Origin of the sequence: Pseudomonas syringae, assembly GCF_021606685.1 — a bacterium.
Classification (GTDB): domain Bacteria; phylum Pseudomonadota; class Gammaproteobacteria; order Pseudomonadales; family Pseudomonadaceae; genus Aquipseudomonas; species Aquipseudomonas syringae_R.
Map to the genome: position 1 here is coordinate 1 of NZ_WKCB01000025.1, position 15969 is coordinate 15969.

Below are 15969 nucleotides of genomic sequence, written 5' to 3' on the forward strand. Positions count from 1 at the left end.
CACTCCCCTCCAGCGCCCGCGCCTCGCCCAACAAGCGACACCCCGCGCAACACAGAGGCCAGCCGCTACACTCCGTCGCCACAAAAGCTCACCCTTGCAGGGCGCAGTATTTCAGGCTGAACTCCAGTTGGGTTGATTGGCCTTGTTCCAGCAACTTCAACCCGGGCCTACCCGACAAGTGATGCGCATTCACCGGGTGACTCACCGGCTCAATACAAAAGAACCCCAACCCCGGCGGGCAGAACAACAGGAAGTAATCGGCGCCACTGGCCTGGCATTCCAGCGTATACCCAAGCTCCGGTTGCTCGATCACACACTGCCCGTCCCATTGGCAAAACCCATTGTCCACCAGGCCCTCCGGGAGTGCCTTGGGCTGGCTGAAATCCCACTCCGCCGGGATTGGCGTCAGCCCCGTGGGCAGCTTGCACGCATCACTCAACCACACCTGTGCAGCCTTGGCCTGCAAGCGTGTACCCGGCCGACGCGGCAGGTAGGGATGCAGCCCCAGCCCATGCCATGCTGGCTTTTCAGCCAGATGCGTGACGCGCAGGCCGATACGCAGTTCACCGTCGTGCAAGCGAAACCGCTGCTCGGCGCGATAGGCGAACGGCGTGTCGCACACCACCTCCAGCACCACTTCATGCGTTGTCTGGCTCACCACGCGCCACGCCTGCTGCCAGGCCGAGCCATGAATCGGCAAGGGGTCGGTAAGGCTGTTGGGCGTCAGCGCCAGCCAACCGGCGGGATTGTCGAAACCGCCTTGGGCAATCCGGTTCGACCACGGTGCCAACGGGTAGCAGCCCAGCTTGCCCGGCAGCTCGGTAGTGATCGCCTGCTCATCGCTGTGGCGCAACAGCGGCTGGCCGGTGGCGCGCACCGTCCAGTTGACGATGCTGCCGCCGATGGCGGGGGCCAGGGTGAGGTGGGTGAGTTGATCCTGAAGTTCGACGAAGCTCGAAGGCATGGTGTTCCGCCGTATGAAATAGAACAAACACGGGTGTTCAAAATGTGGGAGCGGGCTTGCTCGCGAAAGCGGTGTGTCAGCCGGTACATCCTTTACGGGTATACCGACTTAGCGAGCAAGCCCGCTCCCACAGTTGATCGTTGTTGTCTTGAAGCAAGGTTTACAGCACCACGCTCGGCAGCCACAGCGACAACGCCGGAATATAGGTCACGGCCATCAATACCAGAAACAGCACGCCATAAAACGGCAGCAGCGCCTTCACGGTTTTCTCGATGCTGACCTTGCCCACCGCCGCGCCCACAAACAGTACCGCACCCACCGGCGGGGTGATCAGGCCGATGCCGAGGTTGACCAGCATGATCATGCCGAAGTGCACCGGGTCGACGCCAATACCCAGCACCACCGGCAGCAGGATCGGTGTAAGGATCAGAATCAGCGGCGCCATGTCCATCACCGTGCCGAGCAACAGCAGCATGGCGTTGATGCACATCAGGATCACGTAGCGGTTGTCCGACAGGGTCAGGAACATCGTGGTGATCTTCGCCGGGATCTGCATCAAGGTCATGATGTAGCCGAAGCTGGCGGCGAAGGCGATCAGGATCATCACGATGGAAATGGTGCGCACCGTGCGGTGCATCAGCTTGGGCAGCTCACTCCATTTGTAGTCGCGGTAGATGAACATGGTCACGAAAAATGCCCAAAGCACGGCGATCGCCGCAGACTCGGTGGCCGTGAAGATGCCCGACAGGATGCCGCCGAGGATGATCACCATGGCCATCAGCCCCCAGAGCGCGTCGGCGCAGATTTTCAGCGCCTGTTTCAAGGGGATGACTTCGCCCTTGGGGTAGTCGCGCTTCTTCGCGAAGATCAGGCACAGCACCATCAGGCAGGCGCTCATCAGCAAGCCCGGGACCACACCAGCCATGAACAGCGAGGCGATAGACACCGTGCCGCCGGCGGCCAGGGAGTAGAGCACCGAGTTGTGGCTGGGCGGGGTCAGCAGCGCCTGCACCGAGCCGCTGATGGTTACTGCGGTGGCAAATTCGCGGGGATACCCGCGACGTTCCATTTCCGGGATCAGCACCGAGCCGACCGAGGCGGTGTCCGCCACCGATGAGCCGGAAATGGCGCCAAAAAACGTCGAGGCCATGATGTTGACCAGCGATAAACCGCCGCGCACAAAACCCACCAGCACCCCGGCAAACGCCACCAGGCGCCGCGACATGCCGCCCTCGGCCATGATCGCCCCGGCCAGCACGAAGAACGGAATCGCCATCAACGAAAATTTGTTCACCCCGCCCGCCACTTGAATCATCAAGGCCTGGAACGGAATGTCGATCCACCACGCGCCAATCAGCGCCGACAGCCCGAGCGCGTAGGCCACCGGCATGCCGATCAGGATCAAGGCGATAAAGCTGCCCAACAGAATCAATGCGTCCATATCAGGCAGCCCCTTCGCTTTCTTCAACCAGGTCGAAGCGCACGACCCTGCGGTTGCTTTGATCACCGAGCAGTAGTTTTTCCAGCACAAACACCAGGGTCAGCAGCCCGCCGATCGGGATCGGCATGTAGGTGATGCCCACGCGCAGGGTAGGGATGGCGCTCATGAACTGGTTCCAGGTGGACAGGCACAGCTTGGCGCCCCACACCGTCATGAACAGGCAGATGGTCGCCATCAGCAATTGCGAAATAATGCTCACGATTCGACGTTGAGCGGGCGGCAGGCGATCGGTGATCATGGCCACCGACATATGCGCGCCGGCGCGGTAGCTGGCGGCAGCGCCGATAAAGGTGAACACCAGCATCAGCAGGATGGCGGTGGGCTCCGGCCAGCTGGAGCCGGTGCCGAGGATGTAGCGGGCGAAGATGCCCCAGGGAATGATCAGTGCCACCCCGAGAACCGAGAGGCCGGCGACCCAGATGCAGGTCATGTAGATGCGGTCGTTGATGCGCAACAGTAAATTCTTCATGGCGTTCACCGTAACCGGGCGCGTCAATGCCGACCGCGCCAGGCCTTGCTGGAGGAGGGGGGGTTACTCGACGGCGTCGATGCGCTTGATGATGTCGGCGTAAGCCGCGCCGTACTTGGCGCGAACCGCTGCGGTGGCGTCGTAGAAGGGTTTTTTGTCGACGGTGATGAACTCGACCCCGGCGGCCTTGAGCTTGGTTTCGCTGCTGGCGGACTTGGCGTCCCACAACACGCGCTCGTCGGCCTGGGCGACCTTGGCGGCTTTTTTTACCATGTCCTGCTGGGCGGGGGTGAGCTTGTTCCAGGTGATTTTCGACATCACGATGGGCTCGGGCAGGATCAGGTGCTCGGTGAGCGTGTAGAACTTGGCGTTCTGGAAGTGGTTGTGTTCGAGCAGCGTGGGCGGGTTGTTTTCCGCGCCGTCGATAACCCCGGTCTGCAAGGCGCTGAAGATCTCGCCGGTGTCCATGGCGATGCCGTTGGCGCCCATCGCGTTGAAGGCGTCGATGAACAACGGGTTGCCCTGCACGCGGATCTTCATGCCCTTGAGGTCTGCGATGTTGCGCACCGGCTTCTTGGTGTAGAGGTTGCGGGTGCCGCCGTCCATCCAGGCCAGGGCTACCAGGCCGAATTCGGAGTCGGTGATCTTGGCAAGGATCTCGTCACCGATCTCGCCGTCGATGACCTTGCGCATATGCGCCTGGTCGCGGAACACGAACGGCAGGTTGAACACGTTCACGTCCGGCACCACCGGGCCGACGATGCCGAGGCTGACGCGGGTCATCTGCACGGCGCCGACCTGGGCCTGTTCGACCACTTCCTTCTCGGAGCCCAGCACGCCGCCTGGGAAGTATTTGAAGGTCAATTCGCCGTTGCTTTCCTTGGTCAGGGCCTTGCCCATGTTCTCTTCGGCGACGACGGTGGGGTAGCCGGCGGGGTGGATGTCGGCGAATTTGATTTCCAGCGCGTGGGCGGCGCTGCTGAGTACGAAGGTGAGTGGAAGTGCGGCGGCGAGCAAGGTGCGTTTGAAGTCCATGGGGTGTCACTCCTGTGTTTTTATTGTTGTATTCAATGCACAGCGATGCAGCTAGAGGATGAAGCTGGGCTCCGGCAAACCGGTAACGCCGGGGTTGAGGGCGAACACGCCGCCGGACAGTGACTGCTCACGCGGGTCGTCACGGATCGAGGTGACAAACAGCGTGTCCAGGCGACTGCCGCCAAAGGCGCACATGGTGGGTTTTTTCACCGGCACGTTCAGCGAACGGTCCAGGCGACCCTGGGGGGTGAAACGGTGGACCAGGCCAGCGTCGTTGGCGCAGATCCAGTAGCAGCCGTCGGCATCCACCGCTGCGCCGTCGGGGCGCCCGAGGTGCTGGTGCATGTCGACGAACACGCGGCGATTGGACGGCGTGCCGGTCTCGGTGTCGTAGTCAAAGGCCCAGATCTGCTGGACCAGCGGGTGTGAGTCCGAGGCGTACATCGTGCGGCCATCGGGGCTGAAGGCCAGGCCGTTGAGTGTGATGAACCCGTCCAACTGAGCATGCGGCGCCGAACCGGACGCGTAGCGGTACAGAATGCCCTCGGCGGCATTCAAGCCCATGTTCAGCACCATGCTGCCGGCCCAGAAGCGGCCCTGGCGGTCACAGCGGCCGTCGTTCAGGCGCATGTCCGCGCGCGGGTGCTCGACACCGGCCAGGGCCGTGGTGTCGAGGCTGCCGTCGTTGTGCGGGGTCAGCTGGAAAAACCCGCTTTCCATCCCGGCCACCCAGTTGCCTGCCGTGGTGCGCGCGATGCAGGCGAGCATCTGCGGGGCTGTCCAGGCGGCGATGTGGCCGCTGGTGGCGCTCCAGCGTTGCAGGCCACCGTTGGGGATATCCACCCAGTACAGCGCGTTTTCTTCTGGCACCCACACTGGGCATTCGCCTACGGCATTGCGGGCGTCGACAATCAATTCAGCAGTCATGGCCACTCATTCCCTTGGGGTGGTCTGTATCAGTCACCGAACGGCCCGGCGGCGCAGAACGCACCACCCTGGTAGACCTTGGCCGGGTCATCGGCGGCAACCGGCGGCTGCGCTTCGACCTCGGCGCGGAACACTTCGGAGCTGTCCTTGGGCGCAAAACCCAGGTGCGCGGCGTAGCGGTTGTCCCACCAGGTGTCGAGGTTATCCGACATGCCGTAGACCACGGTGTGGCCGACGTTGGGGGTATACAGCGCGCGTTCGAGCAGCTGGGTAAGGTCGTCGAAACTCAGCCAGGTGTGCATCATCCGACGGTTCTGTGGCTGCGGGAACGAGGAGCCGATTCGGATGCTCACCGTCTCGATGCCATAGCGATCAAAGTAGAAACTGGCCATGTCCTCGCCGTAGGACTTGGACAGCCCGTAGTAGCTGTCCGGGCGGCGTGGCGAATGGGCGTCGATGGTTTCGGTTTGCTTGTAGAAGCCGATCACATGGTTGGAACTGGCGAAGATCACGCGCTTCACGCCATGGCGCCGTGCGGCCTCGTAGATATGGAATGTGCCGCTGATGTTGGCGCCGAGCACTTCTTCAAACGAGCGCTCCACTGACACGCCGCCAAAGTGCAGGATCGCGTCGACGCCTTCCACCAGATGGTGCACGGCTTGTTTGTCGGCGAGGTCGCAGGGTTGTACTTCTTCATGGTCGCCGGCGGCGGCCATCTCGGCGATATCCGACAGGCGCAGTACGTTCGTGTAAGGGCGCAGGCGTTCGCGCAGAACCTTGCCCAGGCCACCGGCGGCACCGGTGAGCAGCAGACGGTTGAAGGGAACAGGCGTGGTTGTGGTGGTCATGGGCGTTCCAGGTTTTTGTTGTAGGTTGTCGTATGACTATAGCGAAGTATTGTTAGGGATTCCTCAGGTTGTCAACGTTCTCCAGATGACCGTGTGCAAATGTGGGAGGCGGCTTGCCCCTGATGGCGGAGTGTCAGTGAATGCAGCTGTGACTGACCCACCGCTATCGGGAGCAAGCCCCCTCCCACAGGGGGCTTTTTGTGGCTGGAAGACTGAGTTCTACAACAGTGAGATTGGATAGCTGATGAAGATCCGGTTTTCATCGAACTCGTTATTGCTGAAATCGCGGCGCATGGTCGAGTTGCGCCACTTCACGTTCAGGTTCTTCAGCGCGCCGCTCTGCACCGTGTAGGCCAGTTCCGATTCGCGCCCCCATTCCTTGCCGTCGGTGATGGTCCCGGTGTGCACATTGCTGCCGCTGATATAGCGGTTCATCAGGGTCAGCCCGGGCACGCCGAGTACCACGAAGTTGAAGTCATGGCGCAGCTGCCAGGATTTCTCCTTGGCGTTGTCGTAGCTGGCGTTGTAGCTGTCGTTGGCCAGCGTGCCGCCGCTGGTGCCGTTGACCCGCATCCACACGCTGTCGCCGGTGAGTTTCTGCAGGCCCACGTAGAAGGTGTGGCCCTGGTACTTGGCCGAGAGCAGCGCGAAGGCGGTTTTGTTGTCTAGGTCGCCAGCCAGGGCGCTGCCGTCTTCTTTGCCGCTGAAGTAGCCGAGGTTGGCACCCAGTGTCCAGTCGCCCACGGGCTGGCTGTGGTTCAGGTTGATGTAGCGCTGTTGGTAGATGTCGCTGAGTTCGGCGTACCACAGGCCGACCTGCGTGCGTTTTTCATTGAACGTGTATTCGCCGCCACCGAAGTTGAAACGGTCCGAGGTAAACGCGGCTTTGCCGTTCATGAACATGTCTTCCATGCTCGCGTCGTTGCGCGGGCTGTTGCCGCGAAACTGCCCGCCATACAGGCTCAGGCCGGCGATTTCATTGGACGTGATCTGGCCGCCACGAAAGGTCTGGGGCAGCGAGCGACCGTCGTCGGAGCGCAGGATCGGCAGCACCGGCATCCATTCGCCGACTTTCAACTCGGTCTTCGACAGCTTGGTTTTCAGCGCCACGCCCAGGCGCCCGAAATTGTCGGCCGGGCGGCCGTCGTCGTGGACCGGCAGCAGCTGGGTGCCGGCGGTGCCTTTGCCACCATCGAGTTTTTGCGAATACAGGCCCAGCACGTCAATCCCGAAGCCGACGGTGCCCTGGGTAAAGCCGGATTTGGCGTCGAGGATGAAGTTCTGCGTCCACTCTTCAGCCTTGCCCTGGGGGTTGGTCGGGTTGGTGAAGTTGCGGTTGAAGTAGGCGTTGCGCAGGTTGAGCGTGGCTTTGGCGTCGTCGACAAACCCATCGGCGTGGGCCGTGAGGGGCAGGGTGAAGGCGAGGCTGCTGAGGCTGATAAGACCGAGGCGAGAGGAATTGCGGGCGAATTGACTCACAGTGAAGCTCCCTTTTCTTTTGTTGTTTTTATTATTTGTCATACGTCGTCGTACAACATTGGGGCGGATATTTGCGAGGATTTCGTGGGGTGTCAAGCAGAAGTTATACGATGACCACGGCGCGACGATATAAAAGTGAGCACAGTGAATGTGGCGGGGCAAGTCGAATCGTCGCACCGCCCCTTCCACATTGACCCCACTTCAAGTGAAGGTTTTCAGTGGGGTATGACCATGGGTGGAAGGGTGCCAAGCAGCGACACCGCCGCCACCGCTGAAACACCCAGTAACCATTCAACCACCACACTGGTCTGCAAGGTGCCCACTCGTTCTTCGCAGCGCGCAAGGCGCAATCGATTCAGCAATGCCAGCGCCAGCATGCCTAGCACCAACATCACCTTGATCAGCAAAATCAGGGCGAACCCGGTGAACAGCGGCGTGGGCCATAACTGCCCGGTGAGCACGCGCACATTGATCAAACCCGTCACCAGCAACCCGGCGACCAGGCCATAACCCACGCCGCTGAAGCGGCGCAGAATCGGCGCCAATGCAAAACCCTGCGGCTGCCGGAGGATCAGCACCAGCACCATCAGCCCGCCGAGCCATGCGCCGACGCACAGCAGATGCACCACTTGGTTGAGGATCAACAACTGCCCGCTCAGCCCGTCGAGCATGGCGCCATGGCCGACCGGGGCCAGGGTCGCCAGCAGCAGGGCGGTCAAGGGCAGGCGCAGGGCGGGCCAGGGTTTGAGCAGCGCCAGCAGCAACAGGTTGAACAGCAAGTGCCAGACCCACACCTGGCCGAAAAACGTCTTGCCCAGCACCAGGTGCACCGTGGCCGGTTGCAGCGCTGCGTCCCAACTGCCGGCCATGCTCGCCGTGATCAACAGCAACCAGGCCGCGCCCGTGCACAGCCCCAGGCAGGCCAGGCCACGGCTGATGCGCAGCAGTTGCCGGTCCAGTGCCGGCTGCGGTGCTGCGCCGAGCAACCAGGGCCTGAGTACACAGGCCCCGAACATCAACAACACGACGCTGAAATGCACGAAGCGACACAGCACCAGCAGGCTCGCCATGGATTATTGGCCGACCTTGAAGCGGTATTCGCCGTTGCTCTTGTGGGTGTCGACCGACACGGCGTTCCACACCACGGTGTAGTTGCCGGGCGCGAGCGGGGCGGCAGGCGTGACCACCAGGGTTTTCTTGTCGGCGTCCGGCGTATCCAGGCCCTTGATCGCGACCTCGGTGCCGTCTTTGCTCAGCGACACTTTGGTAAAGGTCGCCTCGACGCCTTCGCTGAAGGTCAGGCGCAGCTCGGCCGGTGCCGTGACGCTGCTGTCTGCCGCCGGTGTGGTGCTTTTGAGGTGGGCATGGGCAAATGCCGCGGAGGCGCCCAGCAAGGACGCGAGCAGTGTGACGGTGGTAACGGTTTTCTTGATCAACATTGCGCAATACCCATCAATGGGGAGGAGCGGGCAGTGTACGAAGTTTCAGCTGCGCCTGTCGCCCCGATCTAGAGCGGGTGGTAGTCTTTGCCCTATGTCTTTGTCAGGGAGCCCTTATGGGCAATCACAAGATCGGTATCCGTCGGGTCAACGTCGAAAAAATCCTGCTGGCGGCAGAGAAAATCTTCGCCGAGAAGGGTTATGGCAGCACCGCCATGGCGGATATCGCTGAAGAAGTGCAACTGCCGCGTTCCAACCTGCATTACTACTTCACCACCAAGAGCGAGCTGTACAGCGCGGTGCTGTTCGACTTGCTGGAAGTGTGGAAGCAGGACGCCCTGAGTTTCGAAACCTTCGATGATCCCCGGGTAGTGCTCAGCAGTTACATCCGCGCCAAGATGCAACGCTCGCGCACGCGGCCTTATGGCTCCAAGGTCTGGGCCAATGAAATCATCCACGGTGCGCCCACCCTCGGTGAGGCCCTGGATGAAAGCCTGTACGACTGGGCCAAGATGAAGGAAGCGAAAATTCGCCAGTGGGTGGAAGACAAACGCATTCTGCCCGTGGAACCGTCGAGCCTGCTGTACATGATCTGGGCGTCGACCCAGCACTATGCCGACTTTGATCATCAGGTGAAGATTTTGAATGATCACCAGCCGTTGTCGGACATGCAGTTCGAGAAGGCGATACAGACGGTGACCAGTGTGATTTTGCGCGGGATTGGGTTGGAGCCTTGAGCTGGGCCTCGTGGTGGGGCTGAGGGCCTCATCGGGGGCAAGCCCCCTCCCACATCTGACTGCATTCCTTCAGGCAAAATGCAGTAAATGTGGGAGGGGGCTTGCCCCCGATGAGGCCCTAAAGACCTACACCGCCTCCCGATAAGGATTCCTCGGATCCTGCGTCCAATTCAGAAACGGCTTACCCGTCTCCATCGGCACCATCTCGATGCAATCGGCCACCGGGCAGGTGATCTGACACAGGTTGCAGCCCACGCACTCGTCATCAATCACCTCGTACTTATGCGTGCCATCCGCCTGTTTCAAACTGGCGATCGCCTGGTGCGACGTATCCTCACAGGCTATGTGGCAACGCCCACAGCCAATGCAGGCTGCCTGGTCGATCTTGGCGATGACTTGGTAGTTGATATCCAGGTACTTCCAATCCGTAGTATTGCCCACCGCCCGCCCGGAAAATGCCTGCAGGCTTGTGTAGCCTTGGCTGTCCATCCAGCGCGACAGCCCATCTTTCATTTCCTCGACAATCCGAAACCCATGCAGCATCGCCGCCGTGCACACCTGCACTGCGCCACAGCCCAGCGCGACGAATTCCGCCGCATCGCGCCAGTTGCCGATGCCGCCGATGCCGCAGATCGGCAGGCCTTGGGTCTGCGGGTCGCGGGCGATCTCCGCGACCATATTCAGCGCAATCGGCTTGACCGCCGAACCGCAATAGCCACCGTGGGTGCTCTGGGTGCCAACCACGGGCAGGGCAACCATACGCTCCAGGTCGACGCTGGTGATCGAGTTGATGGTGTTGATCAGCGACACCGCATCCGCGCCACCGCGATACGCCGCGCGCGCCGCCACGCGGATATCAGTGATGTTCGGCGTGAGCTTGACGATCACCGGCAACGAGCAATAGGTCTTGCACCAGCGCGTCACCTGTTCCACATACTCCGGCACCTGGCCCACCGCCGCGCCCATGCCGCGCTCGGGCATGCCGTGGGGGCAGCCGAAGTTCAGCTCGATTCCGTCGCAGCCGGTGGCTTCCACCAGCGGCAGAATGTTTTTCCACGATTGCTCCACGCAAGGCACCATCAGCGACACGATCAACGCGCGATCGGGCCAGTCCTTTTTCACCTGGGTGATTTCCCGCAGGTTGATCTCCAGGGAGCGGTCGGTGATCAGTTCGATATTGTTGATGCCCAGCACTTCACGGTTGGCGCCAAAGTGCGCCGAGTACCGTGACGACACGTTGACCGCTGCCGGGTCTTCACCGAGGGTTTTCCAGACCACGCCGCCCCAGCCCGCTTCGAAGGCACGGACCACGTTGTAGGCCTTGTCGGTGGGCGGCGCGGAGGCCAGCCAGAAGGGGTTGGGGGCTTTGATACCGGCGAACACAATCGAGAGATCGGCCATTACGCAGCCTCCACATTCAGCATGAGTTGGGCGTGCATGGCTTCAGCGGCCAGCTTGCCATGTTGCACGGCCTGTACGGTGAGGTCCTGGCCGAGGCTGACGCAATCGCCACCGGCATACACGCCGGGAATACTGGTGCGCAGGTGCTCATCGACAAAAATCCGTTCGCCGACGCGGTGCAGTTGCTGGGCCAGTGGGTCGTGCAAGGCCTTGCTGTCGAAGCCTTGGCCGATCGCCTTGAAGATCGCATCGGCGGCCAGTTCGAAGGTCTCGCCGGTGGGGTGCAGGCGCCCGTTTTCCATGCGCGTGCGCGAAAAGCGCATGCCGCGCACGTGGCCCTGTTCATCCAACAGCACTTCTTGGGGCTGGGCCCAAGTCAGCAGGCGTACCTGATTGGCCTTGGCAATGTCCTGTTCGTGGTGGGTGGCGCCCATGTCCGCCAGGCCTCTGCGGTACACCAGATTCACATCGCGAGCACCGAGGCGGGCCATTTGCACGGCCATGTCGATGGCGGTGTTGCCCGCGCCGAGCACGATGCAACGGTCGGCCAGGGGCAGTTGGGTGAGGTCATCGGCCTGGCGCAGTTCGCGGATGTAGTCGGTGGCGGCGAGCAGACCGGGGGCGTCTTCATGGGGCAGGCCGAGCTGCTTGCTGGCGGCCAGGCCAAGGCCGAGGAACACCGCGTCGAATTGCTGGTTCAGCTCGCTCAAGGTGAGGTTATCGCCCAGGCGCTGGCCGTGGCGAATCTCGATGCCGCCGATCTGCAGGAGGAAATTCAGTTCCTTTTGTGCGAAGTCATCCACCAGCTTGTACTTGGCGATCCCGTATTCATTCAGGCCGCCGGCTTTTTCCCGCGCTTCGAAAATCACCACGTCATGGCCGTGCAGCGCGGCGCGGTGCGCGCACGCCAAACCCGCTGGCCCGGCGCCGACCACGGCGATCCGCTTGCCGGTGGGCGCAGCGCGCTGGAAGGGGTGTTCGCTGAAGTGCGCGTTGTCGATGGCGTAGCGTTGCAACAGGCCGATCAGCACCGGGGCACATTCTTCGGCGTTGTTACGTACGCAGGCCTGCTGGCACAAAATCTCCGTCGGGCAAACCCGCGCGCAGCTGCCGCCGAGGATGTTGGCCGAGAGGATTTTTTGCGCGGCGCCTTGCACGTTTTCGGTGTGGATGTTGCGGATGAACGACGGGATGTCGATCTCGCTCGGGCACGCGTTCACGCACGGCGCGTCATAGCAGTACAGGCAGCGCGAGGCTTCCAATTGCGCCTGGCGGGCATTGAGGGGCGGCGCCAGGTCGGTGAAATGGCTGGCGAGCGTCGGCCCATCTTCAGGGGGATGGGGGAGGTGGGTCAGGGTCTGGATCACGGTGGTGGCCTCACGGTTATTGAGGTACTGCCTCTGATGGGCATTGGTTTTTGTGTTGCTTGTGCTGGCCTCTTCGCGAGCAAGCCCGCTCCCACATTCGACCCCGTTTTGTCTGGAGGAACGCAGCCGAATGTGGGAGCGGGCTTGCTCGCGAAGGCGATATCAGCGGTTCACAGCCACTGGCTTGGAATGCTCCGCCCGCTTGCTCAACTGCTCAAACACCGACGGATACGCCGGCCGCTCCACATACCGCCCGGCACCGCGTTCGGCGCGCAGGTCACCATCGGCCCAGACCAGCTTGCCCTGGCTGATGGTGTGGCTCGGCACACCGCGCACGGTCTTGCCTTCGAAGATATTGAAGTCGACTTGCTGGTGATGGGTCTTGGCGGAAATCGTGCGTGTGCCTTCGGGGTCCCACAGCACCAGATCAGCATCGGCACCCACGCGGATCGCACCTTTACGCGGGTAGAGATTGAAAATCTTCGCGGTGTTGGTGGAGGTCAGCGCGACAAATTCCTGCATCGACAGGCGCCCGGTGTTGACGCCTTCGTGCCACAGCAGCGCCATGCGGTCTTCGATACCGGCGGTGCCGTTGGGGATCTTGCTGAAGTCGTCACGGCCCACGGCTTTTTGCTCGGCGCAGAAGCAGCAGTGGTCGGTGGCGGTGGTGTGCAAGTTGCCCGATTGCAGGCCGTGCCACAGCGCCTCTTGATGCCCGCGCGGGCGGAACGGCGGGCTCATCACGTAGCCGGCAGCGGTTTGCCAGTCGGGGTGCTGGTAGACGCTATCGTCCAGCAGCAAGTGGCCGGCGAGCACTTCGCCGTACACCGCCTGGCCCTTGCCTCGGGCATAGGTGATTTCATCCAGTGCCTCCTTGGTGGACACATGCACCAGGTACAGCGGCGTGCCGATGGTCTCGGCGATGCGGATTGCGCGGCTGGCCGCTTCGCCCTCCACCTGGGACGGACGCGACAGCGGGTGCGCTTCCGGCCCGGTGATGCCCTGAGCCATCAGCTTGCGTTGCAGGTGGTACACCAGCTCACCGTTCTCGGCATGCACGGTGGGCACTGCGCCCAGTTCCAGGCAGCGCTCAAAGCTGGCGACCAGGGTGTCGTCCGCCGCCATGATCGCGTTCTTGTAAGCCATGAAATGCTTGAAGCTGTTGATGCCGTGGTGGCTCACCAGTTCGGCCATTTCCTCGCGCACCTGCTCGCTCCACCAAGTGATCGCCACGTGAAAACCGTAGTCGGACGCGGACTTTTCAGCCCAGCCACGCCACTGGTGGAACGCTTCCATCAGCGATTGCTGCGGGTTGGGGATCACGAAGTCGATGATCGACGTGGTGCCGCCCGCCAGGCCAGCTGCCGTGCCACTGAAAAAGTCTTCACTGGCCACCGTGCCCATGAACGGCAGTTGCATATGGGTATGTGGGTCGATGCCGCCGGGCATCAAGTATTGGCCGCTGCCGTCGAGTATTTCGGTGCCGGCGGGAATATCCAGATCCGTGCCAATAGCGCGAATCAGACCGCCGGCACATAACACGTCGGCGCGGTAACTTTCATCATGGGTAATTACGGTGGCGCCACGGATCAACAGCGACATGTCGAGTTCCTCACAGGCTTGACCGGCTTGTGCCAGTTCTAAGTGTTGTAATGCTGCTTGCCGATGTTCGGTTAATTCCTGTCATCGGTGACAGGAATAGAAACTAGCCCGAGTTTTTCGATTGAGCAAGAAGATTTTTTATAAGCTTATATCTTGTTTATGTCATTGATTTATATGGATAAAAATAACAATTCACCAAAATGTAGCGGTCGCTCACCATTTTGACGCACTTGACAGGTTCTTAAATTGAACAACATTTCTTATTGCAAATCAGACGCTTGAGACATGCCCCTTGACGGGGCCGGGAAATAAAAATAATTGTGTTGCACCAGATTGAGTCCTGACAGTTCGGACAACTTGCGCGCTGTTCAGCCTGAGCAGCCTGACAAGTACCCGAGGCTCAATCGGAAAGCTGATTAACATCAGCCAGTTATATAAGCGGTGCGGGTTCAAGGGCGGTTGTCGGCACGGTTATTGAGTGCAGTGACGGCTGGCCGGGCCCGTGATGTCATGTTGTTTACGAGGTACTCCGGCCATCTGCACTTACCCCGCAGATGAGCAAAAATAATTCGAAAAAACCGTGGAGCGGCCATGCAACAGAACAGATCGCAAGTCATTGAACGCAACGGCCTGTACGAACTCGACGCCGGCCCCGACGTCCTCGACAGCCCTCGCTACAACCACGACATGGCACCGACCAAGGTGCACGAACGCACTTGGAACAAGTGGCACATCACCGCGCTGTGGGTCGGCATGTCGATCTGTGTGCCCACCTATACCCTGGGCGGGGTGCTGACTGCGTATTTCGGCCTATCGGTGGGCGAGGCGCTGATGGCCATTTTGCTGGCCAACATCGTGGTGCTGATCCCGCTGACGCTTAACGCATTCCCTGGCACCAAGTACGGCATTCCGTTTCCGGTGTTGTTGCGTTCATCCTTTGGCATCCTCGGTTCCAATGTGCCGTGTCTGATTCGCGCGCTGGTGGCGTGCGGTTGGTTTGGTATCCAGACCATGTTCGGCGGGCTGGCGATCCACTTGTTTCTCGGCTCGATTTTCGAGGGGTGGAAATCCCTTGGTGGCACCGGTGAAGTGATCGGTTTCATGGTGTTCTGGTGCCTGAATCTGTGGGTGGTGCTGCGTGGCGCCGAGTCGATCAAACGCCTGGAAACCCTGTCCGCACCGCTGCTGGTGGCGGTCGGCATCGGCCTGCTGGTGTGGGCGATGCCGAATGTGTCGATCAGCGAACTGATGGCGATCCCGCCCAAGCGCCCTGAGGGCGCGAGCCTCACCGGTTACTTCATGGCCGGCCTCACGGCGATGGTGGGTTTCTGGGCCACCTTGTCGTTGAATATTCCCGACTTCAGCCGCTACGCCAAAAGCCAGAAGGACCAGATCCTCGGGCAGATCTTTGGCCTGCCGCTGACCATGTTCCTGTTCGCTGCCCTTGGCGTGATCATGACCGCCGCCTCGGTCAAGCTGGTGGGGGTGAGCGTGTCCGACCCGGTGACCCTGATCGGGCATATCCAGAGCCCGGTGTGGGTGGCCATCGCCATGCTGCTGATCATTATCGCCACCTTGTCCACCAACACGGCGGCGAACATCGTGTCGCCCACCAACGACTTCCAGAACATTGCCCCCAAGCTGATCAACCGCACCACTGCGGTGATCCTCACCGGCTTGGTCGGGCTGCTGCTGATGGGGCATGAACTGCTGAAAAAACTTGGGTTGATCGTCTCGGATGTGAGCCTGGAAACCGTGTATTCCAATTGGTTGCTGGGCTATTCAAGCCTGCTGGGGCCGATTGCCGGGATCATGGTGGTGGACTACTTCATCACCCGCAAACAGCAGTTGGACCTCGCAGGCCTGTACCGCGACGACGTGTACCCGGCGTGGAACTGGAGCGGTTTTATCGCGTTTGGCGTGCCGGTGGTGCTGACCTTGCTGTCGCTGGGCAGCGATGCGTTCAGCTGGTTCTACAGCTACGGCTGGTTTACCGGTTCCGCGCTGGGCGGCTTGCTGTATTACGGCTTGAATGTCAAACGCGGCGTCAGCCCGGTCACTGCTAAATCGCCGCTGTAACGGACGTGGAATGCAATCCAAATGTGGGAGGGGGCTTGCCCCCGATTGCGGCGGGTCAGTCGCCCAGGCATTGGCTGAATGACTGCTATCGCGAGCAAGCCCCCTCCCACTTTGGACCGCG

Annotated in this window: 14 protein-coding genes; 2 read left to right on the forward strand and 12 right to left on the reverse strand. The window is 61.2% G+C overall.

What is annotated here, in order from left to right; translation table 11 throughout:
- Positions 1-88: 88 nt before the first annotated feature.
- From GIW02_RS12135 to copC, 9 genes are all read right to left on the reverse strand, one after another.
- Positions 89-964, reverse strand: a complete 876-nt coding sequence (locus tag GIW02_RS12135) for an aldose 1-epimerase (RefSeq protein ID WP_236418691.1) — start codon at positions 962-964, stop codon at positions 89-91.
- 160 nt (positions 965-1124) lie between these two features.
- Positions 1125-2405: a TRAP transporter large permease gene (locus GIW02_RS12140; protein WP_236418690.1), complete on the reverse strand. Its 1281-nt coding sequence runs from the start codon at positions 2403-2405 to the stop codon at positions 1125-1127.
- Position 2406: 1 nt separating this feature from the next.
- Complete coding sequence (locus GIW02_RS12145) at positions 2407-2934, reverse strand: TRAP transporter small permease (protein ID WP_236418688.1); 528 nt, start codon at positions 2932-2934, stop codon at positions 2407-2409.
- Between the two features lie 63 nt (positions 2935-2997).
- Complete coding sequence (locus tag GIW02_RS12150) at positions 2998-3969, reverse strand: TRAP transporter substrate-binding protein (protein ID WP_236418687.1); 972 nt, start codon at positions 3967-3969, stop codon at positions 2998-3000.
- 51 nt (positions 3970-4020) lie between these two features.
- Positions 4021-4896 carry an SMP-30/gluconolactonase/LRE family protein gene (locus GIW02_RS12155; RefSeq protein ID WP_236418686.1) on the reverse strand — a complete coding sequence of 292 codons (876 nt, stop codon included), beginning with the start codon at positions 4894-4896 and terminating at the stop codon, positions 4021-4023.
- 29 nt (positions 4897-4925) lie between these two features.
- Positions 4926-5744, reverse strand: a complete 819-nt coding sequence (locus GIW02_RS12160) for an NAD-dependent epimerase/dehydratase family protein (RefSeq protein ID WP_236418685.1) — start codon at positions 5742-5744, stop codon at positions 4926-4928.
- Positions 5745-5963: 219 nt separating this feature from the next.
- Positions 5964-7223 (reverse strand): OprD family porin, encoded by a 1260-nt coding sequence (locus GIW02_RS12165; protein ID WP_236418684.1) that lies wholly within the window; start codon positions 7221-7223, stop codon positions 5964-5966.
- 215 nt (positions 7224-7438) lie between these two features.
- On the reverse strand, positions 7439-8293 hold the full coding sequence (copD, locus tag GIW02_RS12170; RefSeq protein WP_236418683.1) for a copper homeostasis membrane protein CopD: 855 nt from the start codon (positions 8291-8293) through the stop codon (positions 7439-7441).
- 3 nt (positions 8294-8296) lie between these two features.
- A complete protein-coding gene (copC, locus tag GIW02_RS12175) occupies positions 8297-8662 on the reverse strand; it encodes a copper homeostasis periplasmic binding protein CopC (RefSeq protein ID WP_236418682.1) in 366 nt (121 codons plus the stop codon).
- A gap of 116 nt (positions 8663-8778) precedes the next feature.
- Here copC and GIW02_RS12180 point away from each other — a divergent pair, with 116 nt between their 5' ends.
- A complete protein-coding gene (locus tag GIW02_RS12180; RefSeq protein WP_025854871.1) occupies positions 8779-9399 on the forward strand; it encodes a TetR/AcrR family transcriptional regulator in 621 nt (206 codons plus the stop codon).
- A 126-nt stretch (positions 9400-9525) separates the two neighbouring features.
- On the opposite strand, the gene preA is transcribed toward GIW02_RS12180, so the two are convergent.
- From preA to hydA, 3 genes are all read right to left on the reverse strand, one after another.
- Positions 9526-10800, reverse strand: a complete 1275-nt coding sequence (gene preA, locus GIW02_RS12185) for an NAD-dependent dihydropyrimidine dehydrogenase subunit PreA (protein ID WP_236421877.1) — start codon at positions 10798-10800, stop codon at positions 9526-9528.
- Positions 10800-12167: an NAD(P)-dependent oxidoreductase gene (locus GIW02_RS12190; protein ID WP_236421878.1), complete on the reverse strand. Its 1368-nt coding sequence runs from the start codon at positions 12165-12167 to the stop codon at positions 10800-10802. The genes preA and GIW02_RS12190 overlap by 1 nt, the downstream gene beginning before the upstream one ends.
- Positions 12168-12329: 162 nt before the next feature.
- Positions 12330-13769, reverse strand: coding sequence for a dihydropyrimidinase (gene hydA, locus GIW02_RS12195; protein WP_236419345.1), 1440 nt, complete (start codon positions 13767-13769; stop codon positions 12330-12332).
- A 591-nt stretch (positions 13770-14360) separates the two neighbouring features.
- Between hydA and GIW02_RS12200 the strand changes: the two genes are divergently transcribed.
- Complete coding sequence (locus GIW02_RS12200) at positions 14361-15848, forward strand: NCS1 family nucleobase:cation symporter-1 (protein ID WP_236419344.1); 1488 nt, start codon at positions 14361-14363, stop codon at positions 15846-15848.
- Positions 15849-15969 lie beyond the last annotated feature (121 nt).

Bases quoted from the DNA above. Each gene is read 5' to 3' on its own strand.
- GIW02_RS12145 (WP_236418688.1), bottom strand. From the start codon at position 2,934: ATGAAGAATTTACTGTTGCGCATCAACGACCGCATCTACATGACCTGC.
- GIW02_RS12180 (WP_025854871.1), top strand. From the start codon at position 8,779: ATGGGCAATCACAAGATCGGTATCCGTCGGGTCAACGTCGAAAAAATC.
- copC (WP_236418682.1), bottom strand. From the start codon at position 8,662: ATGTTGATCAAGAAAACCGTTACCACCGTCACACTGCTCGCGTCCTTG.
- GIW02_RS12135 (WP_236418691.1), bottom strand. From the start codon at position 964: ATGCCTTCGAGCTTCGTCGAACTTCAGGATCAACTCACCCACCTCACC.
- copD (WP_236418683.1), bottom strand. From the start codon at position 8,293: ATGGCGAGCCTGCTGGTGCTGTGTCGCTTCGTGCATTTCAGCGTCGTG.
- GIW02_RS12200 (WP_236419344.1), top strand. From the start codon at position 14,361: ATGCAACAGAACAGATCGCAAGTCATTGAACGCAACGGCCTGTACGAA.
- GIW02_RS12155 (WP_236418686.1), bottom strand. From the start codon at position 4,896: ATGACTGCTGAATTGATTGTCGACGCCCGCAATGCCGTAGGCGAATGC.
- preA (WP_236421877.1), bottom strand. From the start codon at position 10,800: ATGGCCGATCTCTCGATTGTGTTCGCCGGTATCAAAGCCCCCAACCCC.
- hydA (WP_236419345.1), bottom strand. From the start codon at position 13,769: ATGTCGCTGTTGATCCGTGGCGCCACCGTAATTACCCATGATGAAAGT.
- GIW02_RS12160 (WP_236418685.1), bottom strand. From the start codon at position 5,744: ATGACCACCACAACCACGCCTGTTCCCTTCAACCGTCTGCTGCTCACC.
- GIW02_RS12150 (WP_236418687.1), bottom strand. From the start codon at position 3,969: ATGGACTTCAAACGCACCTTGCTCGCCGCCGCACTTCCACTCACCTTC.
- GIW02_RS12140 (WP_236418690.1), bottom strand. From the start codon at position 2,405: ATGGACGCATTGATTCTGTTGGGCAGCTTTATCGCCTTGATCCTGATC.